Below are 17,802 nucleotides of genomic sequence, written 5' to 3' on the forward strand. Positions count from 1 at the left end.
GAAACGATCAGTCGTTGGCCGAAACCTTGACGCCGAGCACCTGCGGCAGCGTGTTCGGAGCGCCCATGGCAGCGCCGACGATCGTCGGGAACGGCACCGGCTTCTCAGGAGCGGCCTTGACGGTCAGGCTCTTCGGGTCGTCGAGGAAGGTGTTGACGGCAGCCGAAACGGCGTTCTGCAGTTCCGGGATGTTCAGCTGCGCCAGCATGATCGGCGTCATCGCCTTCAGCGAATCCGCCATCTGCTTGCCCGACATGTTCTGCTGCGAGCCGGCATAATCAAGCGCGCGCTTGGTGATCGAGGCATCGTCGAAACGCACCTGCGCCGCTTCGAAGGAAAGCTGCTGCATCAGGCCGAGCATGGCGAGGCCGAGCGCCTGCTGCGACTGCTCCTTGTTCGGGTTGGTTTCGGATTCCTTCATCGCATCCTGCATCGATTTCATGAAGGCCATCGTGTAGCCCGAAATCTTGAAGCCGAGATTCAGCTTGCCGACGTTGGTGAAGTCGAAGGCGAATTCCGAAATGTCGATCGTGCCGGGGGCGAGTTCCCAAGCGCCCTTCATGGTGATGTCGCCCTGGACATGCTGCAGGGCGAGCTTTTCGATCGCATCCTTGCTCTGCGCATCCTCGGTCTTGGTGAGATCGGCCTTCATGCTTTTGAAGGCGCCGTCGAAATCGAAGCCCGATTCGTCCTCGCGCAGCGTCAGGTTCATGTTGCTTTCGAGCAGCGAGAACACTTCCGCACCGTCCTTGACCACCTTCACCGGGCCGATATGCGCGGTTTCATAGAGCATCATGGTGTCGAGCGTGTCGCCGCCCGGCGTTGCCGGCACGGAGATGCCGCCGAGCGTCAGCTCCTGCGCCGTCACGGTGACGCCGTCCTGCGTCTTGTTGATGTCGGGAAAGGCTGCTTCTTCGATGTAATAGCCGCCGTCTTCGTCTTCTTCGACGCCGGAAAGTGTGATTTCGCCGATGGGTAGGCTTTCGCTGCCGGTCGGCTTGACGGTGACATTCTTCAACGTGACGGTCGTGCCGTCGATATCGACGCTTTCAGCCGCAATCGTCCCACCCTGGGCGGCATAGGCGGCATTGATCTTCTTCAAGAGATCGGTGCCGTCGAGAGCGAAAGCCGAGCCGGCGAGCGAGAAAAAGGCGGCGCCCGACAGCATCAGCCGCGTTGTCCGGTAAATGTTCATGGGGTGATTCCTCTGGTGGCGTGTGGCGGTTGGAAATCTGCAGTTACGCTACTACGGATTGGGCCTGCTTTATATTTGCGGACTTCTAAATTTCCGTTGAAAGGAACGGCAAACGAAGTCCAAATTGCGGCCGCACGTTTGTCTCATCCTTTGATGTCGGTGCCAAGACTTCATCCACAGCTGCAATGGCCTGGATTCCTTGCCCGCCAGCCGCTTCTGGGCTAGTCAGAACCTATGGGACAAGAGATTTTGCCGCCTTCCGGCGGAGACGACGACAACATCCAGCCGGTCGACCTCAAGGCGGCGCTCGAGCAGCGCTATCTCGCCTATGCGCTGTCGACCATCATGCACCGCGCTCTGCCTGACGTTCGCGACGGGCTGAAGCCCGTCCATCGCCGCATCGTCTATGCGATGAACGAGATGGGGCTGAGGCCGACTTCGGCCTTCAGGAAATGCGCCAAGATCGTCGGCGAGGTGATGGGTAACTACCATCCGCACGGCGACCAGTCGATCTATGATGCGCTTGCCCGTCTCGCCCAGGACTTCTCGCAGCGCTACACGCTGGTCAACGGCCAGGGCAATTTCGGCAATATCGACGGCGACAGCCCCGCCGCCATGCGTTACACCGAATCGAAGATGACGGCGGTCTCCGAACTGCTGCTCGAAGGCATCGATCAGGATGCCGTCGATTTCCGTGATACATACGACGAATCGAATTCCGAGCCTACCGTCCTTCCCGGCGCCTTCCCGAACCTGCTCGCCAACGGCTCTTCCGGTATTGCCGTCGGCATGGCGACCTCGATCCCGTCGCACAATGCGCACGAGCTTTGCGACGCCGCGCTGCATCTGATCAAACATCCGGATGCGACGGTCGAAAAGCTCGTCGAGTTCATTCCCGGCCCGGACTTCCCCACAGGCGGCATCATCATCGACAGCCGCGACAGCATCATCGAGAGCTACCGCACCGGCCGCGGCGGTTTCCGCGTGCGGGCGAAATGGCAGACCGAGGATCTCGGCCGCGGCGGCTACCAGATCGTCATCACCGAAATTCCCTTCCAGGTGCAGAAGTCGCGGCTGATCGAAAAGATCGCCGAGTTGCTGATTGCCCGCAAGCTGCCGCTCCTGGAAGACATCCGCGACGAATCGGCCGAGGACATCCGTGTCGTCCTGGTGCCGAAGACCCGCAGCGTCGATCCGACGATCTTGATGGAATCGATGTTCAAGCTGACGGAGCTGGAAAGCCGCTTCCCGCTCAACATGAACGTGCTCTCCATGGGCCGCATCCCGCGGGTCATGGCGCTGAACGAAGTGCTGAAGGAGTGGCTGGATCACCGCCGCGAAGTCCTCCAGCGCCGCTCCCGCTTCCGCCTGGCGGCAATCGAAAGGCGCCTCGAAATCCTCGGCGGTCTTCTGATCGCCTATCTCAACATCGACGAGGTGATCAGGATCATCCGCGAGGAGGATGAGCCGAAGCCTGTGATGATGGCGCGCTGGGATCTCACCGATATTCAGGTCGAGGCGATCCTCAACATGCGGCTGCGCGCCTTGCGCAAGCTCGAAGAGTTCGAGATCCGCAAGGAATTCGACGAACTCACCAAGGAGAAGGGCGAGATCGAAGCGCTGCTGTCCTCCGACGACAAGCAGTGGCAGACGGTCGCCTGGGAAATCGGCGAGGTGAAGAAGAAATTCGCCAAGGCGACCGAGGTCGGCCGCCGCCGGACCCAGTTTGCCGACGCGCCTGAGGCCGACGAGGAAGCCATCCAGCAGGCGATGATCGAGAAGGAACCGATCACTGTCGTCATCTCCGAAAAGGGCTGGATTCGTGCGCTGAAGGGTCATATTGCCGACACCGCGACGCTGACCTTCAAGGAAGGCGATGGTCTGAAGGTGGCCTTCCCGGCGCAGACGACGGACAAGATCCTGATCGTCACCACAGGCGGCAAGGCCTTCACGCTTGGCGGCGACAAGCTGCCGGGCGGCCGCGGCCACGGCGAGCCGCTGCGCATCATGGTCGACATGGATAACGATCAGGCGGTGCTGACCGCTTTCGTCCACGATCCCTCGCGCAAGCAGCTGATCGTCTCCACAGCCGGCAACGGCTTCGTCGTACCGGAGGCTGAGCTTGTCGCCAACACCCGCAAGGGCAAGCAGATCATGAACGTGGCGCTGCCCGAGGAAACGCAGCTGCTCGTGCCCGTCGGCGGCGATCATGTCGCTGTCGTCGGCGAAAACCGCAAGCTGCTGGTCTTCCCCTTAGCGCAGGTGCCGGAAATGTCGCGCGGCAAGGGCGTGCGTCTGCAGCGCTACAAGGATGGCGGCATTTCCGACGTCCGCTGCTTCGCGATATCGGACGGCCTCGTCTGGGAAGACAGCGCCGGCCGCACCTTCACGAAGAACAAGGACGAGCTCGCCGAATGGCTGTCCGACCGCGCCACCGCCGGCCGCACCGTGCCGAAGGGCTTTCCGCGCAGCGGTAAGTTCGCCGGCTAATGCATTTCGCCCGGACATGCGCTGCGGTTCGGGAATAACGACAGGCATAAAAATTCCACGCTCGTCTCTTGGCGGGCGCTGGAACTTCTCTATCTCATTGCTGTTACCCAAAATAAGAGAAGGCCGGTCCGCGGGCGGATGGAACGGCTATGGCCCGTGCGCTTGGAGAAGGCGCCGTTTACCGGAGGAAAATCGATGCCCGCCAGCACCATCAAATTGCATGTCAGCCACACCTACAGGGTGCCGCCTGCTGTCGTGTACGACGCCTGGCTCAACCCTGAAATCGCCCGCCGCTTCCTGTTTGCCACCGATGACGGTCATGTCATCCGCGCCGATATCGATCCGCATGTCGGCGGCCGTTTCTTCATCGTCGACCGCCGCCCCACCGGCGACGCCTTTCACCAGGGCGTCTTCCTGGAGCTGAAGCGCCCGCAACGCATGGTCTTCAGTTTTTCCGTCGAGGACCACGACCACAATTGCGACCGCGTCGAAATCGACATCGAGCCTCTCGCTGGCGGCAGCCGACTGACGCTGACCCACGAAATGTGCGCCGAATGGGCCGAACACGAGGAGAAGACCCGGCAAGGCTGGGCGCACGTGGTCGAAGGACTTGGCCGCGAGTTGGAACAGCAGCAACTGAAGCCTACGGGCTGAGCGGCACGCTGAAGTCGCGAAGGAAGCGGGTAGCACCTTCCTCATCGATCTCGCCGGCTGCGACGGCAAGCACGAAGGCGTAGAGATTGGCGTCGGTCGTTTCGATCTCGTAGCGTTTTCGAGAAGGAACACACCTGCGATTACGATCGCGATCCGCTTGTTGCCGTCGATGAAGGCGTGGTTGCGGGCAAGGCCAAAGAGATACGCGGCGGCGAGTTCTATGACGTTGTCGCAGCCATAATGCGCTTTGTGCGTCGGCCGCGCGAGAGGTAGGCGACAACGCCTATTCCGCCAACGGCCGGATGCTGCTTCCCCGCACCATCCAGAAACAATGCCCGGCGATCGCCGCCACTAGGATGCCGCCGCCGACGAGTGTCATCGTCGCCGGCGTTTCCGAAAAGATCAGCCAGACCCAGATCGGAGCGAGCACGGTTTCAAGCAGGTAGAACATGCCGACTTCAGGCGCCGAGAGGTAGCGCGGCCCGGTCGCAAGGCACCAGAAGGCGACGGGCATCACAATGGCGCCATTCAAGAGGATCCAGCCGGGATGGGCGATGGAAAGCCCTGACGGCAGAGCTTGCGCGAGACCGAGCGCGGCCGGCAGGATGGCGGCTAGCAGCGGCACGAAGCCCATTTCCCGGCGCGAGGCACGCCCGATCGTGATGGCTGCGGCAAGAATAAGCGCGCTGAGAAGCGCCATGGCATCGCCGAAAAAATGCCCGCTGGAAAGCCCTTCACGCACGATCAGTCCGACGCCGAGGATCATGAAGAACATGGCGATCAGCGTTGCGCCCTGCGGTCTCTCCTTGAGGAAAATCCAAGAAAGAAGCGCCCCGAACATCGGGTTGAAGGCGACGATGAAGACGACATTGGCTGTGGCCGTGTTGAAGATGGCCAGCACGAAGGTGAGGGAGGAGAGGCCGTAGAGCAGACCGGCGAACAGGCCGGCTCGTCCAGGAACGAGGATCGGCCATTTGCCCGAGGCAAGGCGCATTGCGCCAAGGATGACGAGCGTGGCGAGAACCGTGGCTGCGCTTCGTATTCCCAGGATCGACCAGACGTCTCCGCCGCCCAGGCGGACGAGCGGGATGTCCATGGAAAGCGCCAGCCCGCCGATCGCCGTCAGCAGCAGGCCCTTCCGATGATCGGAAAGAGCGGACATTCAGTCGTGGGGGCTTTGAGGCATGGATGAGGGATCGAAACGCTCCCAGCCGCGCGGGGTCAGATGCTCCTGCGGCTGGAAGCGTGTCTTGTAGTCCATTTTTCGCGACCCTTGAACCCAGTAGCCGAGATAGACATGCGGCAGGCCGAGCGCCTTCGTGCGCCTGACATGGTCGAGAATCATGAAGGTGCCGAGCGATCGCCGCTCGATATCGGGATTGAAGTAGGAATAGACCATCGATAGCCCGTCGCTCATCGTGTCGGTCAGCGCGGCAGCAAGCAGTTCGCCCTTCGGCCGCTGCTCCAGTCCGGAGCCTTCTTCACGCCGGCGGTACTCGACGATTCGCGTGTTCACATGCGTGTCCTCGACCATGATCGCATAGTCGAGCACGGTCATGTCGGACATGCCACCCTGCTGGTGGCGATAATCGAGATAGCGGCGGAAAAGCGAATATTGCTCGCTGGAAGGCTGGGCCGTGAATTCGGTGGCGATGACGTCGGAATTGGCGGCAAGCACCCGCTTCATCGATTTCGTCGGCTCGAATTCCTGGGCGAGAATACGCACGGAAACGCAGGCGCGACAGGATTCGCAGGCAGGGCGGTAGGCGATATTCTGCGAGCGGCGGAAACCGCCCTGGGTCAGGATGTCGTTCATCTCGGCGGCGCGCGGGCCGACCAGATGGGTGAACACCTTACGCTCCATCTCATGCGGCAGATACGGACACGCAGCCGGAGCCGTCAGATAAAACTGCGGGGATGGCGTTGTCTGCGTATTCATCTGTCGCGGAAATTTCCTTGTCGAGACTGTGCTGTTTCTTGACAGCATGACCTAAGAATAAAAAACGTCAACAGCGGGGCGGTTCTCGCCCTTCATTTCGGTCTTCTAATTTTAGATATGGAGCGCTGGCACCCTCGGGCAAAGAGAAAGCGGAGACTTTATTTCGTCTCCGCTTAAGGGTTTAGCCCGTGGTCTCAATCCGACACTCAGGCAGTGCGAACCGTCGCTGTCCCGACCAGCAGGTCGTGGATGAGACGGCTTCGCTCGGTAAACAGGCCGGCAAGCAGGATGAGCGGCGTCAGCACCGAGTTGAGGATCCAGAACAGCGCCAGATGCACGATCGCCGTCAGGAAATCCATCGGCCGGCCGTCGACGCGCACGATGGCGATGCCCATCGCGCGCATACCGAGCGAGGCCTGGCTCCGCCCGCCGACAGTCAGGCCGAAATAGATGCCGGCGACGATGACGAAGAGGGCAGGGTAGAGCAGAAAGCCGAGCCCGAGCGTGACGATCGACAGGAAGAACAGCACGATCCCGGCGGGGATGCACAGCAGCAGCACGATAAGGTAGTCGAGGATGAAGGCGAAGACACGGCGGCTCAACACGCCGCTATAGGCGCGCCAGTCCTCCGGTGCGGCATAAAGCGGATTGGGGTTGTAGCTCATCTCAATCTCCTGCGGAAAAGCGATGCCGCAGATATGGTATCGGCAGGACAAAATACAATAATTCTTCCTAGATGCGGATGTTTCAGGCCGGATCGGCCTGAAACATCCGCATCTAAATCGAAGAAATAGAGCATGATGTCACTCGAAAACCGCATACACTTTTCGGCATCATGCTCGCAATCACCGTTTCGCGAGGATTTTTGCCACCTCGACCGCGAAATAGGTGAGGATGCCGTCGCATCCCGCCCGCTTGAACGACAGCAGCGTTTCGAGCATCGCCCGTTCGCCGTCGATCCAGCCGTTCATCGCCGCCGCCTTGATCTGCGAATATTCGCCGGAAACCTGGTAGGCGAAAGTCGGCAGGCCGAAGGCTTCCTTCATCCGCCAGCAGATATCGAGATAGGGCAGGCCGGGCTTGACCATCAGCATGTCGGCGCCTTCCTCGACGTCGAGGGCCGCATCGCGGATCGCCTCGGTGCCGTTGGCCGGGTCGATATAATAGGTCTTCTTGTCGCCTTTCAGCAGCCCGCCCGTCGAGATCGCCTCGCGATAGGGGCCATAGAAGGCGGAGGCGAATTTCGTCGCATAGCTCATGATGCCGACGCCCTGGTGGCCGGCGGCATCGAGCGCCATGCGGATCGCGCCGATGCGTCCGTCCATCATCTCCGACGGCGCAATGATGTCGGCGCCGGCATCCGCCTGCATTACCGCGGCGCGCGCCACCTGATCGACCGTCTCGTCGTTGACGATCTCGCCGTCTCTCAAAATTCCGTCATGGCCATGGCTGGTGAAGGGATCGAGCGCGACGTCGGTGATGACGCCGATATTGGGCACCGCCTTCTTGATCGCCGCCGTCGCCTGATTGATCAGATTGTTGGCTTCGAGACTGTTCGAGCCGGTCTCGTCGCGCAGTTCCATCTCGATATTCGGAAAGGTCGCGAGTGCGGGAATGCCGAGGCCGGCCGCCTCGCGCGCCGCTTCGACCGCCTTGTCGATGCTCATGCGGTTGACGCCCGGCATGGCCGGGATCGGATCGACGATGCCGGAACCCGGCACGATGAAGATCGGCCAGATCAGGTCGTCGACCGTCAGCCGGTTTTCCTGCACCAGCCGGCGTGTCCAGTCCGCCTTGCGGTTGCGCCGCATCCGGCGATGGCCGGTGATGTCGTCGACGAGATGCGTCCTATCCTGCATGATATCTGCCCCTGGCCCATTCCATTTATCGGAGCGCTCATTATCATGACGCCCGAAAAATCCAAACCGGACGATTGGCCGCGGCGGAAAACCTCAGGCGTATAACCCGCAATCGATTTTCTGCGTTACGCGCGAATGCAATATGATAGAGGGTCCTTGTACGTCGTCAGATGCGCGGCGCTCTTTGAGACGATGCAACCCCAAACCGATGTCTGCGCTATGGAAACCGATTCCCCGACGATACCGAAACGCACGCTGGCGGATATACTCTTCATTCTTTTCCTGAGGCTGGTTGCCGTTTCCTGCTTCTGGTTCGGCCTGCAATATTGGGCGATGCTCGTCGGCTATTCGCTGGTCGGCGCCGGCCGCTTCGATCTTTTGAGCCTGCCGTGGAAGGTGGCGAGCACCAGTCTTGCCGTGCTTTTTCCCGTCGCTTCCCTCGGCCTCTGGCTGACCGTCTCCTGGGGGCCGGTCATCTGGGTGCTGGCCGCCGGCGGACAAATCCTGATGTATGGCCTGCTGCCGGATATTTTCGGCCCCAACAAGCTGATCATCCTGCTGCATCTGATCGTCGCCGTCGTCTACTGGATTTTCCGCCTGCTGCTCTGGCTGGAAAAGCGCCGCCACCGCCGCCAGGTAAGTGTTGATTTACCCTGAGACAACGTGGGGTTTCCAGTAAGGCTCCGTTAAGCCTGCGGTTTAAGTCGAATTTTATATGTATTCGATAGGGTCTCACTCAAGGCGGGAAGAAAACGACACCGCCAAACAAACAGTGAGGCAGTCAATATGAATACGAAAATCAAGCCGCAGGCGGTATCGAATTTCCGTGACCAGCAGGACCAGGGCATCCGTGATCTTTACATGGAATCCCTTCATCTTGTTGAACGTCTTCACCGTCGTCTTCTCGACGTCATCAAGGACGAGTTCGACCGTCAGGGCCGCAGCGACGTCAACGCCATCCAGGCGCTGCTCCTTTTCAACATCGGCAATTCCGAACTGACCGCCGGCGAGCTGCGCTCGCGCGGCTACTATCTCGGCTCCAACGTTTCCTACAACGTCAAGAAGCTGGTCGACCTCGGCTTCATCAACCACCAGCGCTCGCGCATCGACCGCCGCTCGGTCCGCATCAGCCTGACCGAAACCGGCCAGGACATCGCCGAAACGGTCGCCAAACTCTACGAACGCCACATCACCTCGATCGACAAGGTCGGCGGCATCGGCACCGACGAGTTCACCCAGATGAACAAGCTGCTCCAGCGCCTCGACCGCTTCTGGAACGACTCGATCATGTATCGCCTCTAAGACCCTGGACCTCCATCAGGGTTGCAGAAAACCGGACGTGTCCCTGCGCGTCCGGTTTTGCCGTTGGCGCCGCGTGGCATCTTTGCAACGCAAGGCGGCCCAAGCATTATCTCCCGTATCCAAGCCGTTTTTTAGCCGTTATTAACCGGCACGGTTTAGCCCGTCATATGGTTCGTTGTGTCGCGTTTCCGGTAGCCGGCATCCGTCTTCCGGCCCGGCAACACGAATTGGCCATATTGGTGTGGCAGCGGAAGGCTTAACAACCGGCGCTTTCAATGGACCGATCAGGAATGTTCAGCCTGTCGCATCGCAAACGTGTGATGGGGCAAGCGGAAAGTTTTGATCTGCCGGGACAACAAATGCACAGAGATCTGCGTTAGAGCGCAGAAATATCGCAAAGAGCCGCGGCTTCTCTTTATCGCCGCATTCAGTGGTTGGGACTATGTCGAAGAAAAACGGAAATGAAGCTCTCTCGCGCCGCGCTTTCCTTGCGTCCGCGGCAACGGTTGGCGTAAGCGCGATTGCCGCGCCGGCCTTCGCGCAATCGGCGATCGATACGCTGATCAATGCGCCGCGCCGCGGCAACTGGGACGACCAGTTCGATGCCAAGGCGGCTTCGCGCACGGCAAGCGCCGTCGTTTCCAATACGCCGATCCTCGGTCCCCAATCGCTCGCCAGCGCCCAGCAGGCGGTCATGCAGTATCAGCAGATCGCGGCTGCCGGCGGCTGGCCTGAAGTCAATCCCGGTGACCAGAAGCTGCAGCTCGGCGTCAGCCATCCCGCAGTCCAGGCGCTGCGCCAGCGCCTGGCGATCACCGGCGACCTGCCGCGCGAGGCCGGCATGTCGAGTGCCTTCGATTCCTATGTCGACGGCGCCGTCAAGCGCTTCCAGGCCCGCCACGGCCTGCCGTCCGATGGTGTGCTCGGCGAATTCACGCTGAAGGCGATGAATATCCCCGCCGATGTCCGCCTGCAGCAGCTGAACACCAACATCATCCGCTTGCAGACGTTCCCCGAGGATCTCGGCCGCCGCCACGTGATGGTCAACATCCCGGCTGCCTATGTCGAGGCTGTCGAGGATGGCACTGTCGCGACGCGCCACACCGCGGTTGTCGGCCGTCTCAGCCGTCCGACACATCTCGTCAATTCGAAGATCTACGAGGTCATCCTCAACCCCTACTGGACCTCGCCGCGCTCGATCGTCGAGAAGGATATCATGCCGCTGATGCGCAAGGATCCGACCTATCTCGAAAAGAACGCCATCCGCCTGATCGACGGCAAGGGCAACGAAGTTGCCCCCGAGACCATCGACTGGAACGGCGAGGCGCCGAACCTGATGTTCCGCCAGGACCCCGGCAAGACCAACGCTATGGCCTCGACGAAGATCAATTTCTACAACAAGAACGGCGAGTACATGCACGACACGCCGCAGCAGGGCCTGTTCAACAAGCTGATGCGCTTCGAATCCTCTGGCTGCGTCCGCGTCCAGAACGTGCGCGACTTGTCGAACTGGCTCTTGCGCGAGACCCCCGGCTGGAACCGCCAGCAGATGGAGCAGGTGATCGCAACCGGCGTCAACACGCCGATCAAACTCGGCACGGAAGTTCCGGTCTATTTCGTCTACATCTCCGCCTGGGGCATGCCCGACGGCATCGTCCAGTTCCGCGACGACATTTACCAGATGGACGGCAATGCCGAGCTGGCGCTCGATACCACGGCCGGCATGGAACAGCCGGTCCAATAAGCGGCGACGTCTGCATCGCATCTTCAAACCGCGCCTTCCCGGCGCGGTTTTTTTATGCCCTGGGAGGGCGCTCGGTAACGTAGTTCTCAATTACCGGTGCCGCGCTGTCGCAAAATGATGGGAGCGCGCGCTTTGCTCAGCAAATGTCGTTCTTCGTATTGCCCTTGCCACAGGGGAAGGATAATACCTCAGCGCATTCCAGTTGAGGAGCCCGCCCATGACCAATGCTTCCACCGAATCCTTCTTCAATCGCTCGCTTGCGGACGTCGATCCTGAGATTTTCGGCGCGATCGGAAAGGAACTCGGTCGCCAACGGCACGAGATCGAACTGATCGCTTCCGAGAACATCGTCTCCCGCGCCGTGCTGGAAGCCCAGGGCTCCATCATGACCAACAAATATGCCGAGGGTTATCCCGGCAAGCGTTATTACGGCGGCTGCCAGTTCGTCGATATCGCCGAGGAACTGGCGATCGAGCGCGCCAAGAAGCTGTTCGGTGTGAATTTCGCCAACGTCCAGCCGAATTCCGGCTCGCAGATGAACCAGGCCGTGTTCCTGGCGCTGCTGCAGCCGGGCGACACCTTCATGGGTCTCGACCTGAATTCAGGCGGCCACCTCACCCATGGTTCGCCGGTCAACATGTCCGGCAAGTGGTTCAACGTCGTCTCCTACGGCGTGCGCGAAGGCGACAACCTGCTCGACATGGATGACGTCGCCCGCAAGGCCGAAGAGCACAAGCCGAAGCTCATCATCGCCGGCGGTACCGCCTATTCCCGCATCTGGGACTGGAAGCGTTTCCGCGAAATCGCCGACTCGGTCGGCGCCTATTTGATGGTCGACATGGCTCACATCGCCGGCCTCGTTGCCGGTGGCCAGCATCCGTCGCCGTTCCCGCATTGCCATGTCGCGACGACCACGACCCACAAGTCGCTGCGCGGCCCGCGCGGCGGCGTCATCCTCACCAATGAGGAGGATCTGGCCAAGAAGTTCAATTCGGCCGTCTTCCCGGGCCTGCAGGGTGGTCCGCTGATGCACATCATCGCCGCCAAGGCCGTCGCCTTCGGTGAGGCGCTGCAGCCGGAATTCAAGGACTACGCCGCTCAGGTCGTCAAGAACGCCAAGGCGCTGGCCGAAACGCTGATCGCTGGTGGCCTCGATGTCGTCTCCGGCGGCACCGACAACCATCTGATGCTGGTCGACCTGCGCAAGAAGAACGCCACCGGCAAGCGCGCCGAGGCAGCTCTCGGCCGCGCCTACGTCACCTGCAACAAGAACGGCATTCCCTTCGACCCGGAAAAGCCCTTCGTCACCTCCGGCGTGCGCCTCGGCGCGCCGGCCGGCACGACCCGCGGCTTCAAGGAAGCTGAATTCCGCGAAATCGGCAATCTCATCGTCGAGGTTCTCGACGGCCTGAAGGTCGCCAACTCGGATGAAGGCAATGCCGCCGTCGAAGCCGCCGTGCGCGGCAAGGTGGTCAACCTCACAGACCGCTTCCCAATGTATGACTACATGGGATAAGGAGTAGCGATGCGCTGCCCCTATTGCGGTTCGGAAGATACTCAGGTCAAAGATTCGCGCCCGGCGGAGGACAACACGTCCATCCGCCGGCGGCGTATCTGTCCGGATTGCGGCGGCCGCTTTACGACCTTCGAGCGCGTGCAGTTGCGCGAGCTGATGGTCATCAAGAAGACTGGCCGCAAGGTGCCCTTCGATCGCGACAAACTGGTACGCTCCTTCGAAGTGGCGCTGCGCAAACGGCCTGTCGAGCGTGACCGCATCGAGCGTGCCGTCTCCGGCATCGTCCGCCGGCTTGAAAGCTCCGGCGAGACCGAAATCTCTTCCGAGCAGATCGGGCTGCAGGTGCTGGAAGCCATGAAGAGCCTCGACGATGTCGGCTTCGTGCGCTACGCCTCGGTCTATCGGGATTTCTCGCTTGCCGAGGATTTCGAGAAGGTCATTTCCGAAATCAACGCCAAGATCGCCCGCGACCCGCTGGACAGGTGAGCCATGAGCGTCACGCCGCATGACGAGAGTTTCATGGCGGCGGCGATCCGCCTGTCGCGCCGGCATCTCGGCCGCACCGCCACCAACCCGTCCGTCGGCTGCCTGATCGTCAAGGACGGCGTCGTCGTCGGCCAGGCGATCACCGCCGTCGGCGGCCGCCCGCATGCTGAGACGCAGGCGCTCGCCGAGGCAGGAGAACTTTCCCGCGGCGCCACCGCCTATGTCACGCTCGAACCCTGCTCGCATCACGGCAAGACGCCGCCCTGCTCCGAGGCGCTGATCGCCTCTGGCGTGGCCCGCGTCGTCATCAGCGTCACCGATCCCGATCCGCGCGTCTCCGGCCGCGGGATCGCCATGCTGCGGGAAGCCGGCATTGAGGTGGATGCCGGCGTGTTGGAGGCGAAAGGCCGGCGTTCACTGGCCGGCTACCTCACCCGCCAGACGAAGAACCGGCCTTATGTGACTCTCAAACTTGCCGTTTCGGCCGATGGCATGATTGGTCGCGAGGGGGAGGGTCAAGTGGCGATCACCGGCCCGGAGGCCCGCGCCGAGGTGCAGGCGCTGCGCGCCGAAACCGACGCGATCCTCGTCGGCATCGGCACAGCGATATCGGATGATCCGCTGCTGACGGTGCGGACACCAGGTCTGGAGGCGCAGTCGCCAATCCGCATCGTGCTCGATCCGTTGCTGGCCTTGCCGCTGACCAGCAAGCTGGTTGCGACCGCGCGGGAGGTGCCTGTCATCGTGGTGGCGAGTGAGGAGATTTCGCCGTCAGGGTCAGAGGGGGGTGCCCCGCCCACTCGCTCGGACCTCGAATCCCGCCGCACCGCTCTCGAAGCCGCCGGTGTCGAGATCGTCTACTGCAATCCCTATCATCCGGAAATCCTGCTGCCGGCCTTGGCAACACGTGGTATTTCCTCGCTTCTGGTCGAAGGCGGCGCCAAGACGGCGCGGCTTTTCCTCGAGACTGGCCTCGTCGATCGCATCCAGCTTTACCAGGCGCCTGTCGTGATCGGCGAGGGCGGTATTGAATCGCCGCTTGAGATAACCGACATACCATCGGGTTTTGCCCATACGGGCACGCAGATGTTCGGCGAAGATCGCCTGGACGAATACGAAAGAGGGCTTTGATGTTTACCGGAATAGTCACGGATGTCGGCACGGTCGAATCCGTTTCCCCGCTGAAGGAAGGCATCCGGCTGCGGGTCGCCACCGCCTATGATCCCACGACGATCGACATGGGCGCCTCGATCTCGCATGCCGGAATTTGTCTCACCGTCACCGCGCTTCCTAACGAAGGCAGCAACGGCCGCTGGTTCGAGGTCGAGGCCTGGGAAGAGGCGCTGCGGCTGACGACGATCGGCACCTGGCGGGAAGGCAGCCGCATCAATCTCGAACGGTCGCTGAAAATCGGCGATGAACTCGGCGGCCACATCGTTTCCGGCCATGTCGACGGCAAGGCGGAAATCCTCTCGGTAACATCGGAGGGCGACGCCACCCGTTACCGCCTGCGGGCGCCTGAACATTTGGCGAAATTCGTCGCCCCCAAGGGATCGATCGCGCTTGACGGCACCTCGCTGACCATCAACGCGGTCGACGGCACGGATTTCGACGTCCTGCTCATCCGCCACACGCTCGAGGTCACCACCTGGGGAGAGCGCAAGGCCGGTGATTTCGTCAATTTCGAAGTCGACACCATGGCGCGTTACGCCGCCCGGCTGGCCGAATTCCCGAGCGCCTGAATCGAAAACCTGTACCGGTTTCCAGGGGGCGCGTCGGCCAGATATCTCACCAATCCGGGGATAGCTTCCTCAGATACTGGCCGTAGGCACTTTTGCCGAGCTTCTCCGCGAGCTTGGCGAGGTCGCCCTGCGAGATGTAGCCCATGCGCCAGGCGACTTCTTCGGGGCAGGCGATCTTGAAGCCCTGGCGTTTTTCCAGCGTGCTGACGAAAGCGGCGGCATCGTGCAGGCTATCAGGCGTGCCGGTGTCGAGCCAGGCATAGCCCCGGCCCATCAGTTCCACGAAAAGCTGGCCGCGTTCGAGATAGGTGCGGTTGACATCGGTGATTTCCAATTCGCCGCGCGGTGACGGCTTCAGATTGGCGGCGATATCGACCACCTGCTGGTCGTAGAAATAGAGGCCGGTCACCGCCCAGTTCGATTTCGGCTCTTTCGGTTTCTCTTCGATCGACAGCGCATTCATCTTTTCGTCGAAGCCGACGACGCCATAGCGTTCCGGATCGGTGACGTGATAGGCGAACACCGTCGCGCCTTCCCGCCGACCCGTGCCGGATTTCATGATTTCCGGCAGTCCGTGCCCGTAGAAGATATTGTCGCCGAGAACGAGTGCCGAGCTGTCGCCATGCACGAAGTCGGCGCCGATGATGAAGGCCTGGGCGAGACCGTCCGGGCTCGCCTGTACGGCATAGCTCAGCGAAATTCCCCATTGCGAGCCGTCGCCGAGAAGGCGCTTGAAGGCTTCGACGTCGTGAGGCGTGGTGATGATCAGCAACTCCCTGATGCCGGCGAGCATGAGCGTCGTCAGCGGATAGTAGATCATCGGCTTGTCGTAGACCGGCATCAACTGTTTCGAGATCGCCTGCGTGATCGGATGCAGACGCGTGCCGGTGCCGCCGGCGAGAATAATGCCCTTCATGCCCATCTCCTTAAAGACCCTTGTTCAAAAGGTCTTGCATGACAATTGTCATAGACTGCTTCCACTCGGGGAGCCGGATTCCATATGTCCTGGCGAGCTTGTCGCCGTTGAGACGGGAATTGGCGGGACGCTTCGCCGGTGTCGGATAGTCCGCCGTCGGGATGCGCTCGACGCCGACGTTTTTGCCGCCGGATTTAGAAAGCTCCGCGAATATCTCTTCGGCGAAATCGGCCCAGCTTGCTTCGCCGCTGCCGGTCAGGTGAAAGGTGCCGCGGAGTGATGGCGCGGGGTCCGCTGCAACACGGGTTGCGATCGCAAGAATCGCGTCGGCGATGTCGAGTGCCGAAGTCGGGCATCCTGTCTGATCGGCGACAACGCGAAGATGATCGCGCGTCTCGGCAAGCCGCAGCATGGTTTTCAGGAAATTGGTGCCAAAGGGCGAGTAGATCCAGGCGGTGCGCAAGATGACATGGTTCGGGTTCGCCGCCGCGACGGCCGTCTCGCCAGCGAGCTTTGAGCGTCCGTAGACGGAGATCGGCGCCGTCGCATCCTCTTCGGAATAGGGGGAGGCCTTGTCGCCGCTGAAGACGTAGTCGGTCGAGATGTGGATGACCGGGACCCCGATCCGCGCGGCAGCCTCGGCAACCGCCCCGGCACCCGCTGCGTTGACGGCAAAAACAAGCTCGGCTTCGCTCTCGGCCTTGTCGACCGCCGTATAGGCGGCGGCCGAGACGATCACATCCGGGCGCAGGGCCGAGAAGGCGGCTGCGATGCTTGCAGGATTCGCGAGGTCCATTTCCGGGCGCCCGACCGCGCTGATTTCGACGCCCGTTTCGCCGCCGCGTCTGAGCAGCGACTGAACGACCTGGCCCTGTTTGCCGGTGACGGCAATGCGCATCCTATCGCCCCTTGACAACGCCGAGGCGTTCGCCGGAGTAGACTTTTTCGCGCAGCGGCCTCCACCACCATTCGTTTTCCAAATACCAGTGCACGGTCTTCTCGATGCCGGTTTCGAAGGTCTCTTGCGCCTTCCAGCCGAGTTCGCCTTCCAGTTTCGAGGCATCGATCGCATAGCGTGCGTCGTGTCCGGGGCGGTCCGTGACATTGGTGATCAGACGCGCATGCGGTGCCTTGTCACTGTAGACGCCGTCGAGAATAGCGCAGATGCGATGAACGACATCGATATTCCTGCGCTCATTGCGGCCGCCCACATTGTATTTTTCGCCAGGGCGCCCTCTGGATGCGATCGTGAAGAGCGCGCGGGCGTGGTCTTCGACATAGAGCCAGTCGCGGACATTCACGCCATTGCCGTAAACCGGAAGAGGCTTACCCTCCAGTGCGTTCAGGATCATCAGCGGAATGAGCTTTTCCGGGAAATGGAACGGGCCGTAATTGTTGGAGCAATTGGAGACGACGACGGGCAGGCCGTAGGTGCGGTGCCAGGCGATCGCCAGATGGTCGCTCGCAGCCTTGGAGGCGGAGTAGGGCGAGGACGGATCGTAAGGCGTCGTCTCCTCGAAGAGGCCTTCGTCGCCGAGCGAGCCGTAGACCTCGTCCGTCGAGACATGCAGAAAGCGGAAGGCGCTCTTGCGGCGAGCGTCAAGCCCATCCCAATAGTGCCGTGCGGCATCCAGCAGGCTGAATGTTCCGACGATATTGGTCTGAATGAAATCGGCCGCGCCCGAGATCGAGCGGTCGACATGGCTCTCTGCCGCGAGATGCATGACAATGTCCGGACGGAAGGACGCGAATGCTTCCTGCATCCCGGCGCTGTCGCAGATGTCGGCGCGCAGGAATTGATAATTCGGCGCCGCTTCGACGGATTTCAGCGATTCCAGATTGCCGGCATAGGTCAGCGTGTCGACATTCAGCACCTCGGCGCCGATCTCGCTGACGAGATGGCGCACCAATGCCGATCCGATGAAACCCGCTCCGCCCGTGACCAGTATGCGCATCGTC

Annotated in this window: 17 protein-coding genes and 1 pseudogene; 9 read left to right on the top strand and 9 right to left on the bottom strand. The window is 61.4% G+C overall.

Annotated elements, in window-relative coordinates:
• Nucleotides 1-7 precede the first annotated feature (7 nt).
• Nucleotides 8-1,195, bottom strand: a complete 1,188-nt coding sequence (locus tag AF337_RS23085) for a YdgA family protein (protein ID WP_049733972.1) — start codon at nt 1,193-1,195, stop codon at nt 8-10.
• A 234-nt stretch (nt 1,196-1,429) separates the two neighbouring features.
• Between AF337_RS23085 and parC the strand changes: the two genes are divergently transcribed.
• Both parC and AF337_RS23095 read left to right on the top strand, forming a co-directional pair.
• The gene (parC, locus tag AF337_RS23090; protein WP_049733973.1) at nt 1,430-3,685 is read left to right on the top strand and encodes a DNA topoisomerase IV subunit A; all 2,256 of its coding nucleotides are present in this window, start codon (nt 1,430-1,432) and stop codon (nt 3,683-3,685) included.
• Between the two features lie 195 nt (nt 3,686-3,880).
• Nucleotides 3,881-4,339, top strand: a complete 459-nt coding sequence (locus AF337_RS23095; RefSeq protein WP_049733974.1) for an SRPBCC family protein — start codon at nt 3,881-3,883, stop codon at nt 4,337-4,339.
• Here AF337_RS23095 and AF337_RS23100 read toward each other — a convergent pair.
• From AF337_RS23100 to hemB, 5 genes and pseudogenes are all read right to left on the bottom strand, one after another.
• Nucleotides 4,329-4,606, bottom strand: a pseudogene (locus AF337_RS23100) (type II toxin-antitoxin system death-on-curing family toxin); the annotation flags it as partial. The gene AF337_RS23095 and the pseudogene AF337_RS23100 sit on opposite strands and share 11 nt — an antisense overlap.
• Nucleotides 4,607-4,622: 16 nt before the next feature.
• A complete protein-coding gene (locus AF337_RS23105; protein WP_049733975.1) occupies nt 4,623-5,501 on the bottom strand; it encodes a DMT family transporter in 879 nt (292 codons plus the stop codon).
• Nucleotides 5,502-6,278, bottom strand: coding sequence for an arginyltransferase (locus AF337_RS23110; RefSeq protein ID WP_049733976.1), 777 nt, complete (start codon nt 6,276-6,278; stop codon nt 5,502-5,504). It abuts the gene before it with no gap.
• A gap of 206 nt (nt 6,279-6,484) precedes the next feature.
• A complete protein-coding gene (locus AF337_RS23115; RefSeq protein ID WP_003574079.1) occupies nt 6,485-6,943 on the bottom strand; it encodes an RDD family protein in 459 nt (152 codons plus the stop codon).
• Nucleotides 6,944-7,123: 180 nt separating this feature from the next.
• Complete coding sequence (hemB, locus tag AF337_RS23120; RefSeq protein WP_049733977.1) at nt 7,124-8,137, bottom strand: porphobilinogen synthase; 1,014 nt, start codon at nt 8,135-8,137, stop codon at nt 7,124-7,126.
• A 219-nt stretch (nt 8,138-8,356) separates the two neighbouring features.
• Here hemB and AF337_RS23125 point away from each other — a divergent pair, with 219 nt between their 5' ends.
• The 7 genes from AF337_RS23125 (at nt 8,357) to AF337_RS23155 (ending at nt 14,927) form a co-directional block, all read left to right on the top strand.
• Nucleotides 8,357-8,794 (top strand): DUF6163 family protein, encoded by a 438-nt coding sequence (locus AF337_RS23125; protein ID WP_049733978.1) that lies wholly within the window; start codon nt 8,357-8,359, stop codon nt 8,792-8,794.
• 129 nt (nt 8,795-8,923) lie between these two features.
• Nucleotides 8,924-9,439 carry a transcriptional regulator LdtR gene (gene ldtR, locus AF337_RS23130; protein WP_003574072.1) on the top strand — a complete coding sequence of 172 codons (516 nt, stop codon included), beginning with the start codon at nt 8,924-8,926 and terminating at the stop codon, nt 9,437-9,439.
• 442 nt (nt 9,440-9,881) lie between these two features.
• On the top strand, nt 9,882-11,183 hold the full coding sequence (locus AF337_RS23135) for a L,D-transpeptidase family protein (RefSeq protein WP_049733979.1): 1,302 nt from the start codon (nt 9,882-9,884) through the stop codon (nt 11,181-11,183).
• Nucleotides 11,184-11,400: 217 nt separating this feature from the next.
• Entirely contained in the window at nt 11,401-12,699 is a 1,299-nt protein-coding gene (glyA, locus tag AF337_RS23140; RefSeq protein WP_049733980.1) for a serine hydroxymethyltransferase, read from the top strand.
• A 9-nt stretch (nt 12,700-12,708) separates the two neighbouring features.
• Nucleotides 12,709-13,185, top strand: a complete 477-nt coding sequence (gene nrdR / locus AF337_RS23145) for a transcriptional regulator NrdR (RefSeq protein ID WP_003547190.1) — start codon at nt 12,709-12,711, stop codon at nt 13,183-13,185.
• A gap of 3 nt (nt 13,186-13,188) precedes the next feature.
• Nucleotides 13,189-14,316: a bifunctional diaminohydroxyphosphoribosylaminopyrimidine deaminase/5-amino-6-(5-phosphoribosylamino)uracil reductase RibD gene (gene ribD / locus AF337_RS23150; protein ID WP_049733981.1), complete on the top strand. Its 1,128-nt coding sequence runs from the start codon at nt 13,189-13,191 to the stop codon at nt 14,314-14,316.
• Complete coding sequence (locus AF337_RS23155) at nt 14,316-14,927, top strand: riboflavin synthase (RefSeq protein ID WP_049733982.1); 612 nt, start codon at nt 14,316-14,318, stop codon at nt 14,925-14,927. The genes ribD and AF337_RS23155 overlap by 1 nt, the downstream gene beginning before the upstream one ends.
• A gap of 46 nt (nt 14,928-14,973) precedes the next feature.
• On the opposite strand, the gene rfbA is transcribed toward AF337_RS23155, so the two are convergent.
• Genes rfbA through rfbB form a run of 3 tightly spaced genes read right to left on the bottom strand, consistent with a single transcriptional unit; the run spans nt 14,974 to nt 17,798 of the window.
• The gene (gene rfbA / locus AF337_RS23160; protein ID WP_049733983.1) at nt 14,974-15,843 is read right to left on the bottom strand and encodes a glucose-1-phosphate thymidylyltransferase RfbA; all 870 of its coding nucleotides are present in this window, start codon (nt 15,841-15,843) and stop codon (nt 14,974-14,976) included.
• Nucleotides 15,844-15,853: 10 nt separating this feature from the next.
• Nucleotides 15,854-16,741, bottom strand: coding sequence for a dTDP-4-dehydrorhamnose reductase (rfbD, locus tag AF337_RS23165; protein WP_049733984.1), 888 nt, complete (start codon nt 16,739-16,741; stop codon nt 15,854-15,856).
• A 1-nt stretch (nt 16,742) separates the two neighbouring features.
• A complete protein-coding gene (rfbB, locus tag AF337_RS23170) occupies nt 16,743-17,798 on the bottom strand; it encodes a dTDP-glucose 4,6-dehydratase (protein ID WP_049733985.1) in 1,056 nt (351 codons plus the stop codon).
• Nucleotides 17,799-17,802 lie beyond the last annotated feature (4 nt).

This window comes from Rhizobium ecuadorense (assembly GCF_001187535.1).
GTDB classification, from domain to species: Bacteria; Pseudomonadota; Alphaproteobacteria; order Rhizobiales; family Rhizobiaceae; genus Rhizobium; species Rhizobium ecuadorense.

Bases quoted from the DNA above. Each gene is read 5' to 3' on its own strand.
- AF337_RS23110 (WP_049733976.1), bottom strand. From the start codon at position 6,278: ATGAATACGCAGACAACGCCATCCCCGCAGTTTTATCTGACGGCTCCG.
- ribD (WP_049733981.1), top strand. From the start codon at position 13,189: ATGAGCGTCACGCCGCATGACGAGAGTTTCATGGCGGCGGCGATCCGC.
- ldtR (WP_003574072.1), top strand. From the start codon at position 8,924: ATGAATACGAAAATCAAGCCGCAGGCGGTATCGAATTTCCGTGACCAG.
- glyA (WP_049733980.1), top strand. From the start codon at position 11,401: ATGACCAATGCTTCCACCGAATCCTTCTTCAATCGCTCGCTTGCGGAC.
- rfbB (WP_049733985.1), bottom strand. From the start codon at position 17,798: ATGCGCATACTGGTCACGGGCGGAGCGGGTTTCATCGGATCGGCATTG.
- parC (WP_049733973.1), top strand. From the start codon at position 1,430: ATGGGACAAGAGATTTTGCCGCCTTCCGGCGGAGACGACGACAACATC.
- AF337_RS23155 (WP_049733982.1), top strand. From the start codon at position 14,316: ATGTTTACCGGAATAGTCACGGATGTCGGCACGGTCGAATCCGTTTCC.
- AF337_RS23125 (WP_049733978.1), top strand. From the start codon at position 8,357: ATGGAAACCGATTCCCCGACGATACCGAAACGCACGCTGGCGGATATA.
- AF337_RS23105 (WP_049733975.1), bottom strand. From the start codon at position 5,501: ATGTCCGCTCTTTCCGATCATCGGAAGGGCCTGCTGCTGACGGCGATC.
- nrdR (WP_003547190.1), top strand. From the start codon at position 12,709: ATGCGCTGCCCCTATTGCGGTTCGGAAGATACTCAGGTCAAAGATTCG.
- hemB (WP_049733977.1), bottom strand. From the start codon at position 8,137: ATGCAGGATAGGACGCATCTCGTCGACGACATCACCGGCCATCGCCGG.
- AF337_RS23095 (WP_049733974.1), top strand. From the start codon at position 3,881: ATGCCCGCCAGCACCATCAAATTGCATGTCAGCCACACCTACAGGGTG.
- rfbA (WP_049733983.1), bottom strand. From the start codon at position 15,843: ATGAAGGGCATTATTCTCGCCGGCGGCACCGGCACGCGTCTGCATCCG.
- rfbD (WP_049733984.1), bottom strand. From the start codon at position 16,741: ATGCGCATTGCCGTCACCGGCAAACAGGGCCAGGTCGTTCAGTCGCTG.
- AF337_RS23135 (WP_049733979.1), top strand. From the start codon at position 9,882: ATGTCGAAGAAAAACGGAAATGAAGCTCTCTCGCGCCGCGCTTTCCTT.
- AF337_RS23085 (WP_049733972.1), bottom strand. From the start codon at position 1,195: ATGAACATTTACCGGACAACGCGGCTGATGCTGTCGGGCGCCGCCTTT.
- AF337_RS23115 (WP_003574079.1), bottom strand. From the start codon at position 6,943: ATGAGCTACAACCCCAATCCGCTTTATGCCGCACCGGAGGACTGGCGC.